Below are 20,837 nucleotides of genomic sequence, written 5' to 3' on the forward strand. Positions count from 1 at the left end.
AGTATTAGATTGAATCTATGTTACAAATGAATCAATTATTCCATTAATTGTTACACCAAGATATTAAGTAAAATAACTTACTGTTAATCTAATTTTAGATTACGATTGCAGTTGTAAAACCGGTGTTGCTAATTAAAAATATCAATAGCCCCCCAACCCGCAATTCTGGGGGAGAAAAACAATTTAAATTTCCCTAAAATCAGGGGATTTAGGGGACAGCAACTGGGGTGTAAAAATGAATTCATAGTTCAATTGTGCAACGCCGTAAAACCTATTGTCGATCGGTAATTTTTCAAGTTTTATAAAGATATGATACTGCTTGCACAAAACTAATTATTGCTCAATAATTTTGATACATCAAGAAACCCGGTTTTACAGCAAAACCGGGTTTCTTGATAATTATCAATTACAGGACTTACGCAATTGTCATAATAACTGGCTGGTGCGTGACACTGAAAATATTGTTACTACGTTCGCAGTTGCTCAAAGTGTCACAGCACCCTACAAGAAGAATGTGCCGGTTGCGTAAGTCCTAAATTATTTAGGGATTTAACTATCACTGAGGATTAGAAGAATCTCTAGCAGCTTCAAAACCGTTAGTTCCAAAGGTTAAATCAACATCGCTACTTATCGCAGCATCAGTTTTAGTTGCATCAGAGCCTTCAATTGTTTGTGACTCGAAAGGTGTAACACCCGTTGAAGTCAACTTAACATCATCAATTAATATTGCAGAATTAACAATCGTATCAGTCAAATCTACAATCCCAAAACCTAAATCGTATGTTCCAGCTTGAGAAATTAAGATTTTAAGAGATTGAGTGTCTGTTGCTTCCGAATATCCTTGAACATTCTTATCGGAAGAGAAAGTTGGATCTGATGTATCGGTTAATTCTTGAGCAAATTTGCCAAGAGAGAAGAAAGCTGAATCGTTAAAGGTTTTTGTTGGTGTAGCTTCGTTGGTTAAAAAAGTATAGTCAAACTCCAAGATGTCGCCAGCTTGAGCAGTAATCTGCTGTTTGATTCCCGAGCCTTCTGTTGCATTCCCTCCAAGCAGAGCATCAAGAGTACCGGATGATAAATCGAAAAATTCTGATAAATCTGATTCTTCAACAGAACCACCCGAATCGCTAAAGCCATTAGTAATTAAAGCTTGAGACTCTTTATCAGTGGGGGCGATTCCAATTTCTTTTGTCTCAATGCTGGTGTCGCCAATGGTTCGCCATCTTTCAAAAGTGCCTTCACCAGGTTGTAAGGAATTACCTTCAAAGCTGCCGTTGTTAATAAAACTTTGTGTTGTTAAAGCTTGTTGTTGCAAAGATTGTTTTTGCAAAGATTCTGTTTGTCTTGCTTCTGATACATCTTCTGAAGGAGCAGAATTAGTTAAATCATTTATCGTATTGCTAGCATCTGTGGAATTTTCATCGGATGCGCCACCAGCAGAATCATTCATTGCATCGGCAGCATTTTGGGGATTTTCACCACCTGGATTTGAGTCAGAGACGGATACAGATTTAGTTTCAGTATTACCTGTACCATCATCAACTTTTACAGTTGCCTGGGATTCTCTCGTTTCAGTTCCATCTGGACTGATACTTATAGAAGACTGCGAGCTTGAAGCCTTTTTCTCTAGAGCTTCTGCCATTTTTCTACCTCCTTGCTTAGTTCTACCTGGGATTCTGAAGAAACTACTTAAATGTTAAATCATGAATTATCGCAATTTTCTGAATATAAAATAATCGAATATAAAAGATTTGTTAATTTCCATTGTTTTCAAAATTAAGTTATTTATTCATTCTCTCAAAAGCTTGAAAATGCAAACATTTCATCATCATATAAAAATAAAAAATATAAATCATTTTACGAATGATATGGTAATTATGTTCTTTAAATTTTTTATCAGTTAAAATGGTCAACCCTTAAGCAGTTGTAATTTTTATATAAATGTTTTATCTGTTTTTATCTAAATTAAATAGGGTATATATTTTTTAAATATTTGATATAACAATATACATATATAAATTAGATTTGAAATAATCAATGTAAAAAATATTTCCTAGCCTCAAACAAATTTACAAGATATATTAACCATATAACGTTACTAAATTAAACTAAATCAAATTAAAATCTTTGACCAATTAGCGATATATGCTCGCCATAAAACCTAGATTAAATTTAGTTTATATCCGAAATAAATAAAACAGATGAATTAATAAATACAGCTAATTAATCGCGAAATTTACTAACTTTACGGACAACCAATAGTAGAAATTGCACAACATGATGAGAAAATATAGAAGCATCTTCGAGTTTTGAGGGAAGGTATGGAATTATGGGCAAACCAAGGGTTTTTATTGATGGCGCAGAAGGTACCACAGGATTGCAAATTCACTCACGTTTGAACCAGCGCGATGATATTGAAATCGTCAGCATACCCCCAGAAAAGCGTAAAGATACTCAAGCGCGATCGCACTTTATTAACTCTGCTGATATCGCCATTCTTTGTTTGCCCGATGATGCAGCCCGCGAAGCCGTAAGTTTTGTTACCAATCCCAACGTCAAAATACTGGATGCAAGTTCCGCCCATCGCGTTGCTAGCGATTGGGTATACGGCTTTCCCGAATTAGAATCAAGTCGGCGAGAAGAAATTAGAAATGCCAAAAGAGTTAGTAACCCTGGATGCTACCCAACCGGATTTTTAGCTTGCATTCGCCCTTTAATTGCAGCTAGTATTATCCCTCAAGATTTTCCCGTAACCATAAATGCAATTTCCGGGTATTCGGGAGGAGGAAGAAAGTTAATGGAAGAATATCAAAGCATTTCTAAAGAACAAGCAAACAGTTATGCTTATGGAATCTACGGTTTAACCTTTGGACATAAACACGTCAAAGAAATGCATCAGCATTCGGGTTTACAATCTCCACCGTTGTTTGTTCCTGCTGTTGGTAACTTTGAAAAAGGAATGTTGGTACAAATTCCCTTGCCTTTACACTCGCTGCAAACTCAAACAAAAGACAAAGTCAACGGTGAATTGATTCAAAAAACCCTCAAAGAATATTATCAAAACGAGAAATACGTTTCCGTCGCGCCTTTAAATGATGAAACTTCTTTACGCAAGGGTAAGTTTTTAGATACTCAAGCAGCAAATAATACGAATTTGGTGCAATTATTTGTATTTGCGAATGATGAAACAAAAGAAGCTTTATTAGTCGCGCGATTAGATAATTTAGGAAAGGGTGCTTCCGGTGCTGCGGTACAGAATTTAAATATTATGCTCGGCTTGGATGAGGATTTGGGGCTTAATTAAATTTTGAGTTGGTATTTTGAAATATAAAGCAAGAACATATAAATATAGAGCTTCGTTTTCTTCAAGCATTTCAAGGTATCGGCTCGGATAAACCAGTTTCAAAATATCAACTTATAATTCTTTTTTTTTAGCGTTTAATCCGATTACAGGTTTCACTAACAGCAGGCTTCCATTTGTTTGCTTTACCGGGAATAAAATAAATTGCAGTGAATTGATTCTGACTATTTCTAATAATTTCCTGACGAAGCGGTGTAGATGTTCCCATCCTAAAAATAATTCCTTGCCAAATTAATTTTCCGTCTTTCCAATCTGTTGCAGTCATATTATAAGAATTACCGTCACCAACAACAACAGAACGAATTAACTTTTTAGAAGCTCCGTTATATCCAAGAAATTCTTGCGAATTAATAGGTTTAGCATTATTTGGAGTTCTTGTTTCTTGAGCTTTTCCTACATACCAAAAATTATTCAAGCCTCTTTTGACATTCCAAATAAAAATACCATTCGCTGGTGCGGGTGCTGCCGGTTGCTGACAGCGCCAAGTTCCTTGAAAATATTCCAAGCGCTCAAGTTCTTTCGGAGGTTGGGGTTGTTGTGGCTTTGTTTCTTGAGCTACTACACCATAATTAATAGTAAATACAGCTGAAGTAAAAATAAAAGTTTTGCTTAACCGCCAAAATAATTTCATTTATTACTTAATAAAAAAATGATGTATTGATTCAAGCTTACACCTTCAGTTTCAGCAGCCTCAGCTAAACGGTGATGTAAAGTTTTTGGCATCCGCAAAAGCAACTTACCGCTGTAAGTATCATCTGTAGCAGGTAAGGGTATTTTGTCTCCATTATCATAGACGCTTTCCAGCCATAGTTCCCGTGCTTCATTAATATTTGCCATAGCCTCTTCAAGGGTTTCACCTTGTGTGAGGCATCCTGGTAAGTCTTTCTGGTAAGTCTTTAATTTCAGCTACATATCCGCCATCTGCATCTGGGTAAATTGTTACAGGATAATGAAGGCTCAAATAGTATTCTAATGATTGCTTTTCAATCTGCTTCTTCTTCGGTTTCAACATATAGTATCATATCAAATCCGGTTGCACCGGAATGATAAAAAAACCGCAGAGAGCGCAGAGAGCGCAGAGGAAAGAAGAAGAGAAAGTCTATCAAAATATCTTGGGACGTGAGAACCCCTGGTTTATAACCAGGGGATGAAACGGACAGGTAAAGTTTTAACTTTCCGTGTTTCTTTTATTTACTAGTTTGGTTCTCAATATACTTACGAATAACGTCGGTACTTACTTGTCCTGTAGTAGCTACAAAGTAACTAGGACTCCACAAAGTAGGTAATTTTTTTAACTGTGGATATTCCTTCCTTAGAATATTAGATGCTCTACCCTTAACCCACTTTGCAATTTGAGAAGCTGACTCATGTGGCGGTGAGTTGATAAACATATGTACATGATCTGGCATCACTTCAAGAGCGATTAATCTCCAGCCATGTTCTTTTACTAACTCAAAAATAATTTCCTGTAGCCGCATAGCGATTTCATTAACTAATACTGCTTTACGTCTTTTTGGGACAAACACAAAGTGATAATTTATCGATGACACGGATTTTTCAGCCCTTCTGTATTCATAATCTGACGCTGACAACTTAGCCATTTTATATCAGGGTTTTTTGTTGATTATTTATGTTGAATCAACTATATTAATAAACAAGGAGGTGGTCAAGTGTACAAAACAGTTCCAATAAAAGCAAAATTTACGGATGAAGAAAAAGCTTTCTGGGTAGATCAGTGTGAGCATTCAAACAGTTTATATAACTCTGCTATTTATCTGGCACGCCAGAATCATTATGCAATGCTACTTGAAAGAAAGGCTAATACAACTTACTGGTGTGGAGATGAACTTAGAAGTGGTTGGAAAACTTACAGATTAGAAACTAATTATTATCATTTAGATAAACAGCTTAAAACTTGCATTCACTACTTTTCATTGGCTGCACAAGCTGCACAACAAACATTAAAGTTAGTAGGAGAATCAATAACTAGTTACAATAAATTAGTGGATAAGTATTACTTAGGAGATGGCAGTAGGCCATCAATTCCCAAGTACAGAAAGTCTGGTGGTTTATTCGCAGTTACGTTCCCAAAACAAGCCTTGGCTTGTCATAATGGTTATATTTATCCCTCAATCAGTAAAGCAACAAAGCCTGAATTAATAACATCAATTAAGCTTATTTTGCCCGAATTTATTAGCTTTGATTGGATTAAAGAAGTAATTATTCGTCCTAGTCGTGGAGAGTTTTGGGTTGATTGGGTGATAGACGATGGTAAACAGCCAATTATAAATAATAAGAGTCTTAACTACAATCATGCAATTAGCATTGATCACGGTGTAAAGTTTTGGTTGTCAGCAGTTACTACCCTTGGTAAAAGTTTTATTGTTGAATCTCCACAGCTAAAAACTGCACTCCATAAATATCGAAATCAAGTACAGCAACATAAGAAAAACAAACCTAGTAGATACTGGGACAATTACCTTGATAGAATCACAGCAAAACGCAATTTACAAGTCAGAGATGCAGTAAATAAAGCCGCTAGGTTTATCATCAATAAATGCTTAAAAGACGGTATCGGGAATTTAGTAATTGGTTGGAATGAGGGAAATAAAACCAACATTAATATTGGTAGAAACAATAATTATGAAGTTGTTTCAATGCCAACCAAAAGACTTATTGAGAGGTTAAGACAATTGTGTGAAGAATATGGTATTAGATTCCACATAACCACTGAGGAGTATACTTCTAAAGCTTCTTTTATTGATAATGATGAATTACATCAATACGGTGCAAAACCCATAGAATGGAAGCCATCAGGTAAAAGAATTAGTAGAGATGTATACCGCACAAAAGACGGTTTATTGATTCATGCAGATTTAAATGCAGCATCTAACATTCTACGAAAGGTTGCCGACCAGATTTTTATTAACTCCGGCATCGCAAAACTAGCTTTTGAAATAATTAAACGGGGTGCTTTGACACACCCCAAACGGTACGATATTTTTAGTAATCTAAAAAGGTCTTATCGCAAGCAAACAATGTCACGCAGTATGTCTTTAGACTACGGAGTGACAACTGCTTAGAATCCCAGTTTTTTTCAAAGCTGGGAGATGTCAAATCATTCCGATATAAACGGAAACGATATCATTTAATTAAATTAAGGCTGCTTAACTAGCTAATAAAAAACCGTAGTCACTTACAAATAACTACAGTTCACAATCATCTACTTTCAGTTAACTTAATCTTAAACTATTACTGTTGAGGTGTTTCCTCTGCTGCGGGAATCTCCAAGTTTCCTTCAGCAGGAATCAATTTATTTAATACATTAATATAACTTAAAACAGTATTGCGCTGCTGTTCTAAATTAACCGCAACATTAATATTCTTTTTCGCAACAGCTTCTTGTAATTCTTGTATTTTATCAATATTCAAATTACCGTCTGTATCTTCAATTTTGCCCAAAGCTGCTGCTGCTTCCTGCAAACGAGTATTTGCCATACCAAAGTTACGCTCGTCTAAGTTGACTGTAGTATCGTACAAATCACCGCGAGCTTCCATCAAATAAGCACGATTTGTAGCTGTATTTAACAGTTCCTTCGTTTGCTGTAACTCCTGCTTGATTTCATCATCGTCAGAAGAAAATTGAGAGCGTGCTTGAAACCAACCCGCACCGTATAAAGCTGCTCCTGCAATTGTGGCAATTACGATACCGATGAGAATTTTCTTGAATTTAGAAAATCCCGAACCTTGATTACTTTCGTCAGTCGTTTGAGCGTCTGCTGCTTCACTCATGGCTTTTCTCCATCCCTTCCCGGCTATGCTTTGTTTGTAAAACGGTTATAGTCTTTTTCTTTAATTATCTCAAGAATATTTCGTAAAAACCCCGTCATTTAATATACGTAATAATTAATTGGGGATTGGGCATGGGGAATTGGGCATGGGGCATGGGGGATCGGGCATGGGGCATTGGGTATTGGTAATTTATTCTGCCCTCCCTCACTCCCTCACTCCCTCACTCCCTCACTCCATCTCTTCAAAGCGGATTCCGAGCGGGTACCCCAACTGCACGGGGAAACTTCTCCGGCGTACTGGCTACTTTTCGTAGATACAAACAATGGCGATCGCCGTTACTCAAGGGTGTATTGAATTGTTCGATTGATTCAATCTTTCCACCTAACTTCTCAACAGCGTTGATCGTGTCGATATTTTCTTTTTCTGTCCAACTACCCCGATACACTACAGCTAAACCTCCTTGCTTCAACAAAGGTAAAGTATATTCAGCACAAGTTGAGGCAGTTGCAACAGCCCGAATCAACGCCATATCATAACTTTCTCTATGTTCGCTATCTCTACCTATTTCCTCAGCTCTACAAGTGGTAGCTTTAACATTATTTAAATTCAGTTTTGGTAAAATACCATCTATAAAATTAACTTTTTTCTTTGTAGAATCAACTAGATTTAACGTGCAATTAGGTACCGTAATTGCGACAGGAATACCGGGAAAACCTGCGCCAGTTCCTAAGTCGATAATCTTAATTGTTTCTTTATCTTCTGCCTGCCCCTTTATTTTGCTGGCTGAAATTAAAAACTTGATTCCTCGTAAAGAATCCCACAAATGTTTTTCCCAAAAATCTTCAGGATTAGTAATGCGAGTTAGATTTAACTGACGGTTTGCTTCAATAATTAATTCATAAAGACGCTGAAACTGATTTTGCTCTTGAATAGATGGTTGCCAGTTAAGGGTTTGTTCCCAGATGTCCATCATCTCAGGCAAACAAGATATAGTTGAATCGCTCACAATCAAAATTACGAGTTATTTTTTTGAATCCAAAATAGTATTTTAGATATTAACTCGACTATTAACGAGAGCAAAGTTTAATTAATAGGTTTTAGATTTGGAGACAAAGCCACAAGTTCAACTCAAATTAGAACAAGTCAGTTACGCAGAAACACTGACTGCTCAAACAAAGCAAAAATTGCCCGATTATCCTATATTGCAGGATATTTCATTCGAGGTTTACGAAGGCGATCGCTTTGCTATTACCGGCCCGGCTGGGGCAGGTAAGTCTTATTTATTACGTCTTTTAAATCGCTTATACGAACCTACAAAAGGTAAAATTTATCTTGAAAATCGAGAATATCAACAAATTCGGGTAATTGAGCTACGTAAAACTGTTGCCCTTGTTGGGCAAGAACCAAAACTATTAGGAATGAGCGTGAGAGAGGCTTTAGCTTATCCGCTTGTGTTGCGAAGTTTTACTAAGCCTCAAATTCAACAACGCTTAAGCTATTGGCTCGAACAGCTAAATATTCCAGACGACTGGTTAGCTAGAACAGAAACGCAGCTTTCGGGGGGACAGCGACAACTAGTACACCTTGCTAGAGGTTTAGTTATCCAGCCAAAAATTTTATTGTTAGACGAGCCAACCTCTAACCTAGATTTAAAAACAGCGGAACGCATTATTAAAATTCTAAATCAGCTATACGAAAAGCATCAGACTACAATTTTGATGGTGAATCACCAGTTAAATGTAGCCGAAAATTTTTGTACCCGGCTTTTGTACTTGCAACAAGGACATTTAGTTACAAATCAAACAGCTTCTCAAGTAAACTGGAATAATTTGCAACAAAGCTTGAAACAAGCTGAAGCCGAAGATGATTTTGATTTTTAAAGCCCGAAACTGGGCATTGGTCATTGAGAATATTTAAGAAGACAAATCTGGAAAACTATCAGTATTTTCCTATGCCCTATGCCCTATGCCCCATGCCCTACTCGCCATATCCTCATCTCCCCGAAGCAATAGTAGAATGCTGCTGGGCAAATTGAGTTTTTGGTTGATGTTTGGCTATTTGCGGTGCCGATTGCGAAATATTTGGAGAAACATTTGTATTTAGAATTTCGACATTAAACCGATATCCGACATTGCGTATGGTTTGAATTAGACTTGGCTGGCGTGGATCTAATTCGACTTTTTTCCGCAGCGATAATACGTGCGTATCAATTGTACGCGGATTATCTATTGCATCAGGCCAAGCGCGACGCAATAGTTCTGAGCGAGACAAAGGAATTCCAGCAGCTTGAGCTAACACGTAAAGCAAACTAAATTCTTGTGGTGTTAAATCAATAAATTCACCTTTAAAGCGGACGCGGCGCTGTACTAAGTCAATTTGCAGGGCACCGTAATCCAGGTAAGCTGGCGCTACAGGAGTACGCTTGCGACGAACAAGCGCTTCTACTCGTGCAAGAAATTCTTGCATTCCAAAAGGTTTACTCAGGTAATCGTCAGCACCCGCTTTCAAACCAGTGACAATATCAGCTTCGTTATTTCGCGCAGAGAGCATTAGAATCAAAGGCTGTTGCTGGCGATTCAACCAACGACAAAATTCGATTCCATCACCATCAGGTAGATCGGCATCAAGGACAACTAGTGTTGGTTGATGAGTCAGAAAGGCTTCTCTAGCTTGATAAATGCTAGCAGCCTGAAATACTCTATAATCCAATTGTTGTAAGTGCCAACCTAACAGCGACCTTAAATGGGGATTCCCCTCAATAATTTCTATACAAACCGAACCCACGGTGGCAAAACCCCTCATTCGAGTATGACTTTCAAGGTAACAAAGCCTATAGCTTTGGTTTTGTAACCGTTGTTACTCCAATTGGCATTTGCTTGACATTTATTCCTTTTTTTAGTTTTACTGTAGCTCTATAGGGTTACCTCATTTACCGACTTACTCCTTAAAAAATGGGCAGGCTTCCCATTTTTTCAGAGCAATTGTGACCGGGCGGTTGGTAACATTTATCATTTTTTGATATACTAAATTAATATATGCACCAACATTTTGTTTTATTTCTTGTATTAGTTGCGTTCAAATAGCAGGAGGTAAAACTTCATTTTTCCCCAATCCCCACAAGTGTTTTATCATGAGAATAGGGTACATATTTCCTTTTGTATAGCACAAAGCATTAATTTGTATAGGGAATAAATGATGTAGAAAAAATATAACAATAGCTTATTTACTCATCACATTTCGCCTGTAAAGGAATAGGATATGTGTAGAAGTCGTGACAATAATGAATATTTCTCACGCAAAGTTTATTAAATTGTAATTCATGCCTGGGGGGTAAATCTTACTTCACATTCAGGCTTGAATAATTTACAATTTTCCCGAACCAACCATAGACGATATTTATCTCTTATCTTATGCTCCAAGACACACGAACCATCCGCTACTATCAAACATTAACAGATGCCTTCGTCGAGATGTGGAATAGGGGTTATCGTACAGACGATATGCGGATTTACCTTGATGGTTATCTAGCCGCACTAAGAAGCAGTAACGGTCTTGAACCTTACTTAATTCACCGCTTAGAAGAAGAAGCGACTCGTTTTCTATTTGATGTATCCAATTTTGCAGTTACTCAACCCCAGGCAGAGCCAGATTACTACTAATAAAATTTTTCCTGTCAATTACTAGCAGTTGCTGCTTAACGCAGATAATTATAGCATGTTTTCTGCGAATATCAAGTATGGCAGCGGTGTTGTTTCTCAGTAGATGTTTTGTAGCAATTTAAGTAAATTTCCCCTCACATGCTTAATTGGCAATGCCAAAAAAAGATGAGGGGATTTTTGCGGTTAAAGGATGATTTTCAATCTCCAGCCGCAATTATAGCGGTTTTCACGCTTGAGCAATACAAATTAAAGCTTACCCTTTCCCATCTTCTTTAAGACTTACGCGAAACTAAAAGAATTGCCTCATTACGAGCGACAGCGAAGTATTCAGCGTTCACCGTAAGTGCGGCTCAGCTGTGGATCGTAGCAAAAACTCTGGGATGATCCACACCCTGCGGGTGAATGCTTCCCTACACTTCATTTCGGTCGCAATGAAATTTTTTGATTGCGTAAGTCTTGTCTTTATTAAGAAAAGGGATGTCCTACAGCACAGGGTGAAGTTTTGAGTATATCGAACTCAACCCAAAAGCATTATATTTCTAAGAAGCCATTGCTACTTCTACCATTTGCTGCAATTCGCCTTTTTGGTAAAGTTCAATCAAAATATCCGAACCGCCGACGAATTCACCATTGATGTATACCTGGGGAATTGTAGGCCACTCAGAATATTCTTTTACTCCTTGGCGTATTTCTTGATCTTCAAGAATGTCAAAAGTTTCGTAAGGAACTCCTAATGTATTGATAATTTGAACAACATTGTTAGAGAAGCCGCACATAGGCATTAATTTGCTTCCCTTCATGAAAACCATGATTTTGTTCTGCTGTACCAGATTCTCAATTCTTTCTTTAACTTCTGGTGTCATGATGTTTCCTTATTAATAGTGTGTTGGCTGTGGGAAAAATTGGAAGCTAGAAAGCAGAGCTTATTTATAGCTATTGTTGCAGTTATATGTAACTTAACTGTAACTGTAAATCATTCATAATTCATGTGCCTGCTTTATGAAGCAGCAGTAGCCCGCCAAGCCTCGGGAGTATATGTTTTAAGTGCTAATGCGTGAATAGCTTCTGTAGACATAGCTTGTTTCAAGGCACCATATACCAACTGATGTTGTTTTACTAATCCCTTGCCTGCAAACTGCGATGAAACTACACTGACTTGATAATGGTCGCCACCGCCGGTCAAATCTTCTACTTGGACTTGGGCATCTGGCATTTGCGCCTTTATCATTTCTTCTACTTGCTGCGGACTTATCATCGCAATCCCTAAAAATAAATTATTTTCCTACACTTTATTATGTACAAATTTTAAACCGCAATTAAGATTTTTCACATTGATAAGCGTATAAACCTGCTGATTAATAAACCTAACCTTTAACCCTCACTTATCGCTACATTCGAGTGATGATAGCATAATAAACTTTTATCATATGATTGCCAATTCAAAAGCCACCACCAAACATTTGGCGGTGGGTATATTGAATAATTTTATTGTAGATATCAAAATCGATTATTATTTGCGGGAAGAAGAAGCGTTGCCACCTTTTCCAAAAGGAGAATCAACAAAACCTAATTCAAATAATTGTTGATAAGCTTTTTTGCCTAAATCTCTAGTAGGATTTTGACTTTTGATAATCTGCACCAACAAAGGTACTGCTAATTCTGGCTTATTCTGCGCTCTATGAACTAATGCTAACTGATAAGTAGCTTCATCTCTCATTTGAGCAGTAGATAAAGCTTTTTTGCGCTGGGAATCGGCTAATCTATTGTCAATCCCAGCAAAACTAGAGTTTAGTTGCTGGTAGAAATTTGATAGCTGGTTGAAAACTAAACGTGCTTCTTTGAGTTTATCAGCAGCTAAAGAATAGTTCTGAGAAGCAACCGCATTGCTCGCCTCCGACATCAAACGCTTTCCACCTTCAAGGCTCAAAACGCTTGCTGTTTGTCCGGTTGGACGAAGAGTATTTGGGTCATTTGGATCTATTGGTTGTACTTGCGTGCTACCGCTAGGTAGTTTAACCTGAGCGTGAACGGGTGATAGCAGGCTAAAACTTGCTATTACCGATAACAAAGAAAGACAAATATTGGGAACGGTTGCAGCAAATTTCATGGGGATAAATACTTGGGACGACTAAACAGAACGCGGATATAAACTTCGGGTATCTTAACTCTGTTTTGCTGTGAAACAAAGCAAAGCCACATACACTGTGAATTTAGACTGAAAATCTCATCAATTGAGTTCCCACAACTATTGCAGTCACAAAATACGGCACTCATGAATACGAACACTAACCGACCTGAAAAATCTTCGTCCGGGATACCAGATAGCAGTTTAGGATTGATTATACAACGCGGTGGTGAAGAATTAATATTAGAAAAAATTTCAGATAGCTTTACGGTTCGCAGTCAGTTTAATATTTCTACTAGAGAATTAGCCCAGAATTTTTTAGGTAGTTGGCGCAGTACTATTCCGACTTCTCGTTTAGAATTATTTCGAGTTGCGCCCAGCAGCTTAGAGATGGCGATGTCTCAAGCCCGGAGTTCTAACAATGTAGCTTTTGCCAGCCATGTTTACCAAATTAAGGGCAATCCTGGAAATAAAGTTTATTTAGGCGACCAAATTACGATTGAATTCGATCTGAGGGTCGATTCTGCCAGAATTAACACCATTGCAGCAAAGTTTGGCTTAATTCTTTACAAATCTATTGATGGTCTTCCTAATACTTTCGCTTTTAAAGTTGGCAAACAAGCTACACAAAATCCGATAAAAATTACTAATAGGTTACAAGGATTACCCGAAGTTGTAGCTAGCGAACCTAATATTATTATCCATCAAGAATCCTATTACAAACCTCGCGATCCTCTGTATTTCCAACAGTGGTATCTTAATCATAATGGTGGTAATCAATTAGCTTATGGTTCTCATATTTCGGTAGAGAAAGCCTGGGATATTACGCGAGGAGTTCGTTCGGTTACTGTTGCGGTGGTAGATGATTCTTTTGACTTGAATCATCCCGATTTCATGGGTAGTGGCAAAATAGTTGCTCCTCTGGATTTAAAAGATAAAGATTTTTTACCAATACCTACACAAAAACAACCCAGTCACGGTACCGCTTGTGCGGGGATAGCGATCGCAGAGGAGAATGGTACGGGAATTGCTGGAATTGCCCCTGGTTGTGCGTTTATGCCTATCCGTACTAGTGGATTTTTAGATGATGAATCTATAGAAGCGATTTTTGATTGGGCTATTGAAAAAGGGGCTAGTGTAATTTCTTGCAGTTGGGGAGCATCGGCTGTATATTTCCCTCTTTCTTTGCGTCAACGCGCCGCTATTACTCGCGCTGCTACTAAAGGTCGCAACGGCAAGGGTTGCGTAATTTTATTTGCTGCTGGTAATGCCAATCGCCCTATCAATGGCACGGTTTACGAACGCGGATGGGTAAAAAATATAGTAACTGGTAAAACAAGGTGGCTCAGTGGATTTGCCGTACATCCTGATGTAATTACTGTTTCTGCCTCTACAAGCTTGAATAAAAAAGCAGCTTACAGTAACTGGGGTACAAATATTTCTTTATGCGCGCCAAGCAATAATGCTCAACCAGGTATGTGGTTTGAGCAAACGGGTTTTGTCTATAGCCAACCAGCTATTTCAGCTTCGCTGCCTGGGCGAGGAATGTTTACAACAGATCAATTAGGAGCAGCAGGCTACACAAAAGGCGATTTTACTGGTTATTTTGGCGGTACTTCTAGCGCCACTCCCGTAGTCGCTGGAGTCGCAGCGCTAACTTTGTCAGTAAACCCTGACTTAACAGTTGTGCAGGTAAAACGCATACTTGAAGAAACCGCAGATAAAATAGTTGATTTTGAAGCCGATGCACAGTTAGGTTTGCGTTACGGAAGTTACGATGATAACGGTCATTCAAAATGGTTCGGTTACGGCAAAGTAAATGCGATATCGGCAGTAAAAGCAGCGCAAAAACTTCGAGCTAATGCCATAGTTCCAACCAAATTCATAGAAGAGCGTAACAATGCTGCATTGCCTATTCCCGATAATGACAAACAAGGAATAAAAAGCAGAATTAATGTAACCGACTCTGGTAATGTCCGCGATATTCAAGTTAGCGTTAACATCACCCATGAATTTTTAAGCGATTTGGAAATTTATTTAATTGCCCCCAACAATCAACGGGTTTTGCTGCAAAGTCGTACTTTAGGTCGTCGCAAGGATTTACTTACTACTTATTGTGTCCAAACCCATCCAGTATTAGAAAATTTACTTAATCAGTCAGCTAAAGGAAACTGGCAGTTGTGGGTTGTTGATACAGCACCACAAGATGTTGGCAAACTAAAGAATTGGGAACTTGCTTTATCAATTAACAGTTGACAGTTCTCAATTATCAACGTCATTACATAGTCGATTTCATCAACTAACAACTAAGCAACTAATAACTAACTTTCTATTTGCATAAAAGCACTACTAGCTAAGTCGTCATATTGATAATTTAATTGTTGAAGCGCGTGAGCCAAATCATCTGTAAGCTTCTTCGCATCATGCTTTACACAGCCTTGAGCATAGTCAGAAACTTTGATTGCCGGAGCAATGCTAATGCTTACATCAGTACCCCAATCTGGATAAGGATGACTGTAATTAAAACAAATAGGCACAATTTTCACTCCTAAACCGGGGTGAGATGATTCGGCACTCAAAGCCAAACGTCCAATTCCAGGCTTTAGCGGATGAACTTCGCTGTCACGGAAAATACCACCTTCAGGGTAAATAACTAACATTTCGCCACGCTTTAGTAATTCCACTGTATGGCGAAGAGTTGTAATTGAAGGACGTTGTGAATTGACGGGGAATCCTCCCAATCGCCGCACAAACCAACCTTGAAAACCTCGGCACTCCGTACTCGTGACCATAAAACGTAAATCTCGCCCGGTAACTCCACGTCCTGTTGCATAAGGCAAAAGTAACGAATCCCAGCGTGCTTTATGAGTAGGAGCCAAAATTACCGGGCCACTTTTTGGTAAATTTTCCTGTCCAACAATTGTGATTTGACTAAAGTAAAAAGGCAAAAGAATATTCCCTGCCAGTAGATAAGTCAGAGAACTCAACCAAGGAGAAATTCGCGAATTAGTGTCAGCCAATCTAGCCGTTATTTTACTATTGACTGTTTTTCGTCTGCCGGTATCAAATATCGAATCAAATTCCATCATCACGGTGACTGCTGAATATTAAGTAAATCAAAATGTAAAGAATTCTTGATTAGTAACACCGTAGATTTTCTCCCCTGACTTTTGTAGCACTCACTGGACAGTTTTACCTCTGTCCTTTATCTTGTGCTATGTCGCCGATTAGCAAACCAAGCTTGTAATGAGGAGCGACAGTCAGATTCTAAGATGCCTCCAATTACACGCAAACGGTGATTAGAAGCTGCACTATCGGGAATGTTGACAACAGTGCGAATTGCACCAGTTTTCGGGTCATCTACTCCATACACTAATAGACCCATACGGGCTTGCACAATGGCACCAGCACACATCGGACAAGGTTCGAGAGTAACGTAGATAGTACATTCATGAAGTCGCCAACTTTGTAACCTATCCGTTGCTTTTCGTATAGCGAGAATTTCCGCATGAGCGGTGGGGTCATTGTCGCGTTGTTTTCTATTTTCACCTTCTGCAATCATATTCTCGGATGAATCAATAATAACAGCGCCTACAGGTACCTCCCCTGCATCTGCCGCCAGTTGAGACAGCCTTAAAGCTTGTTCCATCCATTTTCTATGTATAAGATATTCCGAATAACTACTTAACATATTCTTAATATTTTTCGGGAGTTAGAAATTAGCGGTTATGGCTTTTGTATTGATAAAAAATAAGAACCCGATTTTTTGTAATAACCGGATTCTTCAGGATTATATTATCGTTACCTAAAAAAGATTTATATTTTTAAACTGTTGCAGGCTGGTTTAACAAAGAATCAAGCTGACCTTGAGTATCTAATTGATACAATTCGTCACAACCGCCAACATGTTGATTGTTAATAAAAATCTGGGGTAAAGTACGTTTTCCGTTAGCGCGTTCTGCCATTTCATTTCTGGCTATTGCATCTCCGTCTATCTTGTATTCGGTGAATTTAACGCCTTTCCACCACAACAACATTTTTGCACGGATACAATAGGGACAAGTTTGCCAAGTATAAATTTCTACGTTCGCTTTGATTTGTTCGGGATGACGACCTAAAAGTGGATTGAGAAAATCGAACATATGCTGATTATTTAATTTCAAGGTATTATCATACTTTTTAGCCTAGCAGATAGTATTAAACCTAGTAAACATTAGTACTTAACTGAGTTAAGGCTGCACTAACTTACTGCTGCTATTTTTGATTAATTAAGTAGGTCAAATTAAATATAAAACCTCACGCTCCTTATTAAGCAGAGGGATTGAGAAGCCAGTGCTTTGCGCGGGTTCCCCTTGTAGCAACTGGCGTAGTGAGGTCTTATCTTATATTTAATTACGTCTACTTACTTAGTAGTCCCTTTATAATCTTACTTATTTACCATAAAAATCTTTGAAGGATTTCAAGAATAAAGAATGCTGTTTAATGTTGAGCCATTTTTTACTTCTTGTTGAAAACGGAAGTATATTAATTTATGTTTCTCTTTCTAAATTGCATCTGAATAGCAATATCAAACTGCTACAAGCACGTATCAAAGCGTTAAAAACAATACTCAATAATTTAGCTTTTATGATTGAAAATCAACATATCTATAAATATATTTCGCATTGAATAATAAAGCTTTATAATGCTAACAATTACTATTGTCAATGCTGTTGCTAAGACAAAATATTATGATTTGCAAAGCTTTCATATAAATAAAAATAACATTATATTTCTTAATTTACATCGTACAAAGAATAATCTAATTTCCAACGACTATATTTAAAATTTAATATCAACTAATGTAAGAAAAAGTACTAATATAAAATTGTTGTATATGCTTTGTGTTTGGTGCTAGAAATATCTTCGGCAGCAAAACTTAACAAAAACCCAAGGCAAGACGGATTTCCACGGGTATACGCCCTTTGGTAGACTTAATAACTGAAATCGCAATTCGCAAATACCGCGTTTCGCAAGCAATTGAGAGGGCAGACCGAAGTGGAAAATACTCTTGGATTAGAGATTATTGAAGTAGTAGAGCAAGCGGCGATCGCTAGTTCTCGCTGGATGGGTAAAGGTGAGAAGAATACCGCCGACCAAGTAGCTGTAGAAGCTATGCGGGAAAGAATGAATAAAATCTACATGCGCGGGCGCATTGTGATTGGAGAAGGCGAACGCGATGACGCTCCCATGCTTTACATTGGTGAAGAAGTGGGAATTTGTACTCGTGAAGATGCCAAAAGTTACTGTAACCCCGATGAGTTAGTTGAAATTGATATCGCGGTTGACCCTTGTGAAGGTACCAACCTAGTAGCATACGGTCAAAACGGCTCAATGGCTGTACTAGCAATTTCCGAAAAAGGTGGGTTGTTTGCTGCACCCGACTTTTATATGAAAAAGCTAGCAGCACCATCGCAGGCAAAAGGCAAAGTAGATATCAATAAGTCTGCCACTGAAAACCTGAAGATTTTATCTGAGTGCTTAAATCGTTCCGTTGAGGAATTGGTAGTAGTAGTGATGGATCGTCCCCGTCACAAAGACCTAATTGCGGAAATTCGCCAAGCAGGTGCTAGAGTACGTTTAATTAGCGATGGTGACGTTTCGGCTGCAATTTCCTGCGGTTTTGCCGGTACAAATATTCATGCACTAATGGGTATTGGTGCGGCACCTGAAGGTGTAATCTCTGCGGCTGCAATGCGCTGTTTGGGCGGACACTTCCAAGGACAATTGATTTACGATCCAGAAATAGTAAAAACAGGTTTAATTGGCGAAAGCAAAGAAAGCAACCTTGCAAGACTTAAAGAAATGGGCATCAACGACCCAGATAAAGTTTACAACGCTGAAGAACTAGCTAACGGTGAGAACGTACTCTTTGCAGCTTGCGGTATTACTCCCGGCACTTTAATGGAAGGGGTTCGTTTCTTCCACGGAGGTGCTAGAACTCAAAGCTTAGTAATTTCGAGCCAATCTAAAACTGCTCGGTTTGTCGATACCATTCATATGTTTGATAATCCACAAACCATAAGTCTTAGCTAAACAGTTAGGAGTTAAGAGTTAGAAGTTAAGAATTAAGAGTTAAAAATTTTTAATTTGTAACTTACCTTCGTATTTTGAATTAAATTCTCAAATTACAGCATATTTCATCTTTGTGAAGTCCATTCGGGCAAGCAAAGATGTTCGGCAGTCGCTTATGGGGGAAACTCCCCCTCACGCGGGCTGCTTTCTATACCGCAAGAGTTTTAGTATGTAAATCTCTACTTCCGGATCTTGTAAATTGCTGTATCTCCTGTCAATGTATTGATAATCTCAAATCAAGATCGCCATTGAGGATAAATCTGAAAACCTTTACAGGATAGAAGAAATATTTGATTCATATAGCTCATAACTCATGACTCATAACTTTTTTCAATTTCCCATTCACCATTTCCCATGCTCCATTCCTTTTATCAATTATCAATAAATAGTTAGTAATTACCATTTAAAGTAATGCATATAGCAGTCGTAGGCTTAAGTCACAAAACAGCCCCAGTAGAAGTTAGAGAAAAACTTAGCATTCCCGAGCCACAAACAGAAGGCGCAATAGCTCACCTGTTAAGCTATCCAAGCATCGAAGAAGTGACAATTCTGAGTACTTGTAATCGTTTAGAAATTTATATCGTTGCTCAAGAAAGCGAGCAAGGTATCCGAGAAGTAACTCAATTTCTATCGGAATATAGTAAATTGCCTGTTAACACTTTGAGACCTCATTTATTTATGCTGCTGCATCAAGATGCAGTAATGCATTTAATGCGAGTTAGTAGTGGTTTGGATAGCTTGGTATTAGGAGAAGGACAAATTCTTGCTCAAGTCAAAACAACTCACAAAATTGGTCAACAATACAAAGGCATTAAAACAGTTTTAAATAAATTATTTAAACAAGCAATTACCGCCGGTAAGCGCGTGCGTAGCGAAACTAGTATCGGAACCGGTGCGGTTTCCATCAGTTCTGCTGCCGTAGAATTAGCTCAGATAAAAGTACAAAATTTAGCAGCAGCCCGAGTAACCATTGTTGGCGCGGGAAAAATGTCGCGTTTGCTAGTAAAGCATTTAATATCAAAAGGTGCGGATGAAATTTGTATTTTAAATCGCTCTATGAAAAGGGCTGAAGAATTAGCAAACAAATTTAGTGCTTGTACTATCCGAACTCAGCCTCTTGAAGAAATGATGCCGGTAATTAACGAGAGCGATTTAGTATTTACAAGTACTTCTGCAACAGAGCCAATACTTAACCGCAGCAAACTAGAATTGGTTTTAGAACCCAGTCGCCCTTTAATGGTATTTGATATTTCTGTACCGCGTAACGTTCATTCGGATGTCAACGAATTAGATAACGTACAAGCGTTTAATGTTGACGACTTGAAAGCTGTAGTGGCGCAAAACCAAGAAAGTCGTCGAAAAATGGCGTTGGAAGCAGAAGGTATTTTAGAGCAAGAAGTAGAAGCTTTTGAAATCTGGTGGCGCAGTCTCGAAACAGTTTCGACCATTAGTTCTTTACGAAACAAAATAGAAACTATCCGCGAGCAAGAACTAGAAAAAGCTTTATCAAGATTGGGTTCGGAATTTGGCGAAAAACACCAAGAAGTTATTGAAGCCCTTACACGAGGCATCGTAAATAAAATATTACACGACCCGATGGTACAGTTGAGAGCGCAGCAAGATGTCGAAGCCAGAAGGCACTGTATGCAAACTCTACAAAAGTTATTTAATCTTGATGCGGAAGAACAATTTAGTTAGGTTGGGAATTGGTAATTGGTAATTGGTAATTGAAAGCTGCTAACCTTCTAACTTTCCATTCCCCATGCCCTATGCCCTATTCCCCATG

General features: G+C 38.1%; 21 protein-coding genes. 7 read left to right on the plus strand and 14 right to left on the minus strand.

Translation table 11 applies throughout. The annotated features are described in order from the left end of the window. Window positions 1-556: 556 nt before the first annotated feature. The gene (locus tag RIV7116_RS33690) at window positions 557-1,642 is read right to left on the minus strand and encodes a hypothetical protein (RefSeq protein ID WP_015117592.1); all 1,086 of its coding nucleotides are present in this window, start codon (window positions 1,640-1,642) and stop codon (window positions 557-559) included. 687 nt (window positions 1,643-2,329) lie between these two features. On the opposite strand from RIV7116_RS33690, the gene argC reads away from it, so the two are divergent. Beyond that, window positions 2,330-3,304, plus strand: a complete 975-nt coding sequence (gene argC, locus RIV7116_RS07045) for an N-acetyl-gamma-glutamyl-phosphate reductase (protein WP_015117593.1) — start codon at window positions 2,330-2,332, stop codon at window positions 3,302-3,304. A gap of 127 nt (window positions 3,305-3,431) precedes the next feature. Here argC and RIV7116_RS07050 read toward each other — a convergent pair whose 3' ends face one another. From RIV7116_RS07050 to tnpA, 4 genes are all read right to left on the minus strand, one after another. Next, window positions 3,432-3,992 carry a hypothetical protein gene (locus RIV7116_RS07050; RefSeq protein ID WP_015117595.1) on the minus strand — a complete coding sequence of 187 codons (561 nt, stop codon included), beginning with the start codon at window positions 3,990-3,992 and terminating at the stop codon, window positions 3,432-3,434. Next, entirely contained in the window at window positions 3,989-4,198 is a 210-nt protein-coding gene (locus RIV7116_RS36850; protein WP_232435769.1) for a toxin-antitoxin system HicB family antitoxin, read from the minus strand. The genes RIV7116_RS07050 and RIV7116_RS36850 overlap by 4 nt, the downstream gene beginning before the upstream one ends. Window positions 4,199-4,214: 16 nt before the next feature. Continuing rightward, on the minus strand, window positions 4,215-4,373 hold the full coding sequence (locus RIV7116_RS36855) for a type II toxin-antitoxin system HicB family antitoxin (RefSeq protein WP_232435770.1): 159 nt from the start codon (window positions 4,371-4,373) through the stop codon (window positions 4,215-4,217). A 175-nt stretch (window positions 4,374-4,548) separates the two neighbouring features. Next, the gene (gene tnpA, locus RIV7116_RS07060) at window positions 4,549-4,962 is read right to left on the minus strand and encodes an IS200/IS605 family transposase (protein WP_015117596.1); all 414 of its coding nucleotides are present in this window, start codon (window positions 4,960-4,962) and stop codon (window positions 4,549-4,551) included. Between the two features lie 69 nt (window positions 4,963-5,031). Between tnpA and RIV7116_RS07065 the strand changes: the two genes are divergently transcribed. Next, window positions 5,032-6,444, plus strand: coding sequence for an RNA-guided endonuclease TnpB family protein (locus RIV7116_RS07065; protein WP_015117597.1), 1,413 nt, complete (start codon window positions 5,032-5,034; stop codon window positions 6,442-6,444). A 169-nt stretch (window positions 6,445-6,613) separates the two neighbouring features. On the opposite strand, the gene RIV7116_RS07070 is transcribed toward RIV7116_RS07065, so the two are convergent. Together RIV7116_RS07070 and rsmG are read right to left on the minus strand one after the other, a co-directional pair. Then, window positions 6,614-7,153: a hypothetical protein gene (locus RIV7116_RS07070; RefSeq protein WP_015117598.1), complete on the minus strand. Its 540-nt coding sequence runs from the start codon at window positions 7,151-7,153 to the stop codon at window positions 6,614-6,616. A gap of 241 nt (window positions 7,154-7,394) precedes the next feature. Further along, on the minus strand, window positions 7,395-8,126 hold the full coding sequence (gene rsmG, locus RIV7116_RS07075) for a 16S rRNA (guanine(527)-N(7))-methyltransferase RsmG (protein WP_015117599.1): 732 nt from the start codon (window positions 8,124-8,126) through the stop codon (window positions 7,395-7,397). A 130-nt stretch (window positions 8,127-8,256) separates the two neighbouring features. On the opposite strand from rsmG, the gene RIV7116_RS07080 reads away from it, so the two are divergent. Continuing rightward, a complete protein-coding gene (locus RIV7116_RS07080; RefSeq protein WP_015117600.1) occupies window positions 8,257-9,033 on the plus strand; it encodes an ATP-binding cassette domain-containing protein in 777 nt (258 codons plus the stop codon). A gap of 112 nt (window positions 9,034-9,145) precedes the next feature. Here RIV7116_RS07080 and RIV7116_RS07085 read toward each other — a convergent pair whose 3' ends face one another. Further along, window positions 9,146-9,937 (minus strand): response regulator transcription factor, encoded by a 792-nt coding sequence (locus RIV7116_RS07085; protein ID WP_044291574.1) that lies wholly within the window; start codon window positions 9,935-9,937, stop codon window positions 9,146-9,148. Window positions 9,938-10,563: 626 nt separating this feature from the next. Between RIV7116_RS07085 and RIV7116_RS07090 the strand changes: the two genes are divergently transcribed. Then, window positions 10,564-10,812: a DUF6761 family protein gene (locus tag RIV7116_RS07090; RefSeq protein ID WP_015117602.1), complete on the plus strand. Its 249-nt coding sequence runs from the start codon at window positions 10,564-10,566 to the stop codon at window positions 10,810-10,812. A gap of 539 nt (window positions 10,813-11,351) precedes the next feature. Here RIV7116_RS07090 and grxD read toward each other — a convergent pair. The 3 genes from grxD to RIV7116_RS07105 all read right to left on the minus strand — a co-directional run bounded on the left by grxD (window position 11,352) and on the right by RIV7116_RS07105 (window position 12,919). Then, window positions 11,352-11,675: a Grx4 family monothiol glutaredoxin gene (grxD, locus tag RIV7116_RS07095; protein ID WP_015117603.1), complete on the minus strand. Its 324-nt coding sequence runs from the start codon at window positions 11,673-11,675 to the stop codon at window positions 11,352-11,354. 134 nt (window positions 11,676-11,809) lie between these two features. After that, on the minus strand, window positions 11,810-12,067 hold the full coding sequence (locus tag RIV7116_RS07100) for a BolA family protein (RefSeq protein WP_015117604.1): 258 nt from the start codon (window positions 12,065-12,067) through the stop codon (window positions 11,810-11,812). Window positions 12,068-12,322: 255 nt separating this feature from the next. Beyond that, entirely contained in the window at window positions 12,323-12,919 is a 597-nt protein-coding gene (locus RIV7116_RS07105) for a hypothetical protein (protein WP_015117606.1), read from the minus strand. A gap of 165 nt (window positions 12,920-13,084) precedes the next feature. On the opposite strand from RIV7116_RS07105, the gene RIV7116_RS07110 reads away from it, so the two are divergent. Continuing rightward, window positions 13,085-15,193 (plus strand): S8 family serine peptidase, encoded by a 2,109-nt coding sequence (locus tag RIV7116_RS07110; protein ID WP_015117607.1) that lies wholly within the window; start codon window positions 13,085-13,087, stop codon window positions 15,191-15,193. A gap of 65 nt (window positions 15,194-15,258) precedes the next feature. Here the strand turns inward: RIV7116_RS07110 and RIV7116_RS07115 are convergent, their stop codons facing one another. From RIV7116_RS07115 to grxC, 3 genes are all read right to left on the minus strand, one after another. After that, window positions 15,259-16,026, minus strand: coding sequence for a 1-acyl-sn-glycerol-3-phosphate acyltransferase (locus tag RIV7116_RS07115; RefSeq protein ID WP_015117608.1), 768 nt, complete (start codon window positions 16,024-16,026; stop codon window positions 15,259-15,261). A 116-nt stretch (window positions 16,027-16,142) separates the two neighbouring features. Continuing rightward, the gene (tadA, locus tag RIV7116_RS07120; RefSeq protein WP_015117609.1) at window positions 16,143-16,628 is read right to left on the minus strand and encodes a tRNA adenosine(34) deaminase TadA; all 486 of its coding nucleotides are present in this window, start codon (window positions 16,626-16,628) and stop codon (window positions 16,143-16,145) included. Between the two features lie 133 nt (window positions 16,629-16,761). After that, window positions 16,762-17,079, minus strand: coding sequence for a glutaredoxin 3 (grxC, locus tag RIV7116_RS07125; protein ID WP_015117610.1), 318 nt, complete (start codon window positions 17,077-17,079; stop codon window positions 16,762-16,764). 895 nt (window positions 17,080-17,974) lie between these two features. Here grxC and glpX point away from each other — a divergent pair. Beyond that, on the plus strand, window positions 17,975-19,012 hold the full coding sequence (gene glpX, locus RIV7116_RS07135) for a class II fructose-bisphosphatase (RefSeq protein WP_015117613.1): 1,038 nt from the start codon (window positions 17,975-17,977) through the stop codon (window positions 19,010-19,012). Between the two features lie 450 nt (window positions 19,013-19,462). Next, window positions 19,463-20,749 carry a glutamyl-tRNA reductase gene (locus RIV7116_RS07140; RefSeq protein WP_015117614.1) on the plus strand — a complete coding sequence of 429 codons (1,287 nt, stop codon included), beginning with the start codon at window positions 19,463-19,465 and terminating at the stop codon, window positions 20,747-20,749. The last annotated feature ends 88 nt before the right edge of the window (window positions 20,750-20,837 follow it).

Source organism: Rivularia sp. PCC 7116 (assembly GCF_000316665.1).
Taxonomy (GTDB): Bacteria; Cyanobacteriota; Cyanobacteriia; order Cyanobacteriales; family Nostocaceae; genus Rivularia.

Excerpts from the sequence above, each read along its gene's own strand:
- RIV7116_RS33690 (WP_015117592.1), bottom strand. The coding sequence starts at position 1,642 with ATGGCAGAAGCTCTAGAGAAAAAGGCTTCAAGCTCGCAGTCTTCTATA.
- argC (WP_015117593.1), top strand. The coding sequence starts at position 2,330 with ATGGGCAAACCAAGGGTTTTTATTGATGGCGCAGAAGGTACCACAGGA.
- RIV7116_RS07050 (WP_015117595.1), bottom strand. The coding sequence starts at position 3,992 with ATGAAATTATTTTGGCGGTTAAGCAAAACTTTTATTTTTACTTCAGCT.
- RIV7116_RS36850 (WP_232435769.1), bottom strand. The coding sequence starts at position 4,198 with ATGGCAAATATTAATGAAGCACGGGAACTATGGCTGGAAAGCGTCTAT.
- RIV7116_RS36855 (WP_232435770.1), bottom strand. The coding sequence starts at position 4,373 with ATGTTGAAACCGAAGAAGAAGCAGATTGAAAAGCAATCATTAGAATAC.
- tnpA (WP_015117596.1), bottom strand. The coding sequence starts at position 4,962 with ATGGCTAAGTTGTCAGCGTCAGATTATGAATACAGAAGGGCTGAAAAA.
- RIV7116_RS07070 (WP_015117598.1), bottom strand. The coding sequence starts at position 7,153 with ATGAGTGAAGCAGCAGACGCTCAAACGACTGACGAAAGTAATCAAGGT.
- rsmG (WP_015117599.1), bottom strand. The coding sequence starts at position 8,126 with ATGATGGACATCTGGGAACAAACCCTTAACTGGCAACCATCTATTCAA.
- RIV7116_RS07090 (WP_015117602.1), top strand. The coding sequence starts at position 10,564 with ATGCTCCAAGACACACGAACCATCCGCTACTATCAAACATTAACAGAT.
- grxD (WP_015117603.1), bottom strand. The coding sequence starts at position 11,675 with ATGACACCAGAAGTTAAAGAAAGAATTGAGAATCTGGTACAGCAGAAC.
- RIV7116_RS07100 (WP_015117604.1), bottom strand. The coding sequence starts at position 12,067 with ATGATAAGTCCGCAGCAAGTAGAAGAAATGATAAAGGCGCAAATGCCA.
- RIV7116_RS07105 (WP_015117606.1), bottom strand. The coding sequence starts at position 12,919 with ATGAAATTTGCTGCAACCGTTCCCAATATTTGTCTTTCTTTGTTATCG.
- RIV7116_RS07110 (WP_015117607.1), top strand. The coding sequence starts at position 13,085 with ATGAATACGAACACTAACCGACCTGAAAAATCTTCGTCCGGGATACCA.
- RIV7116_RS07115 (WP_015117608.1), bottom strand. The coding sequence starts at position 16,026 with ATGATGGAATTTGATTCGATATTTGATACCGGCAGACGAAAAACAGTC.
- tadA (WP_015117609.1), bottom strand. The coding sequence starts at position 16,628 with ATGTTAAGTAGTTATTCGGAATATCTTATACATAGAAAATGGATGGAA.
- grxC (WP_015117610.1), bottom strand. The coding sequence starts at position 17,079 with ATGTTCGATTTTCTCAATCCACTTTTAGGTCGTCATCCCGAACAAATC.
- RIV7116_RS07140 (WP_015117614.1), top strand. The coding sequence starts at position 19,463 with ATGCATATAGCAGTCGTAGGCTTAAGTCACAAAACAGCCCCAGTAGAA.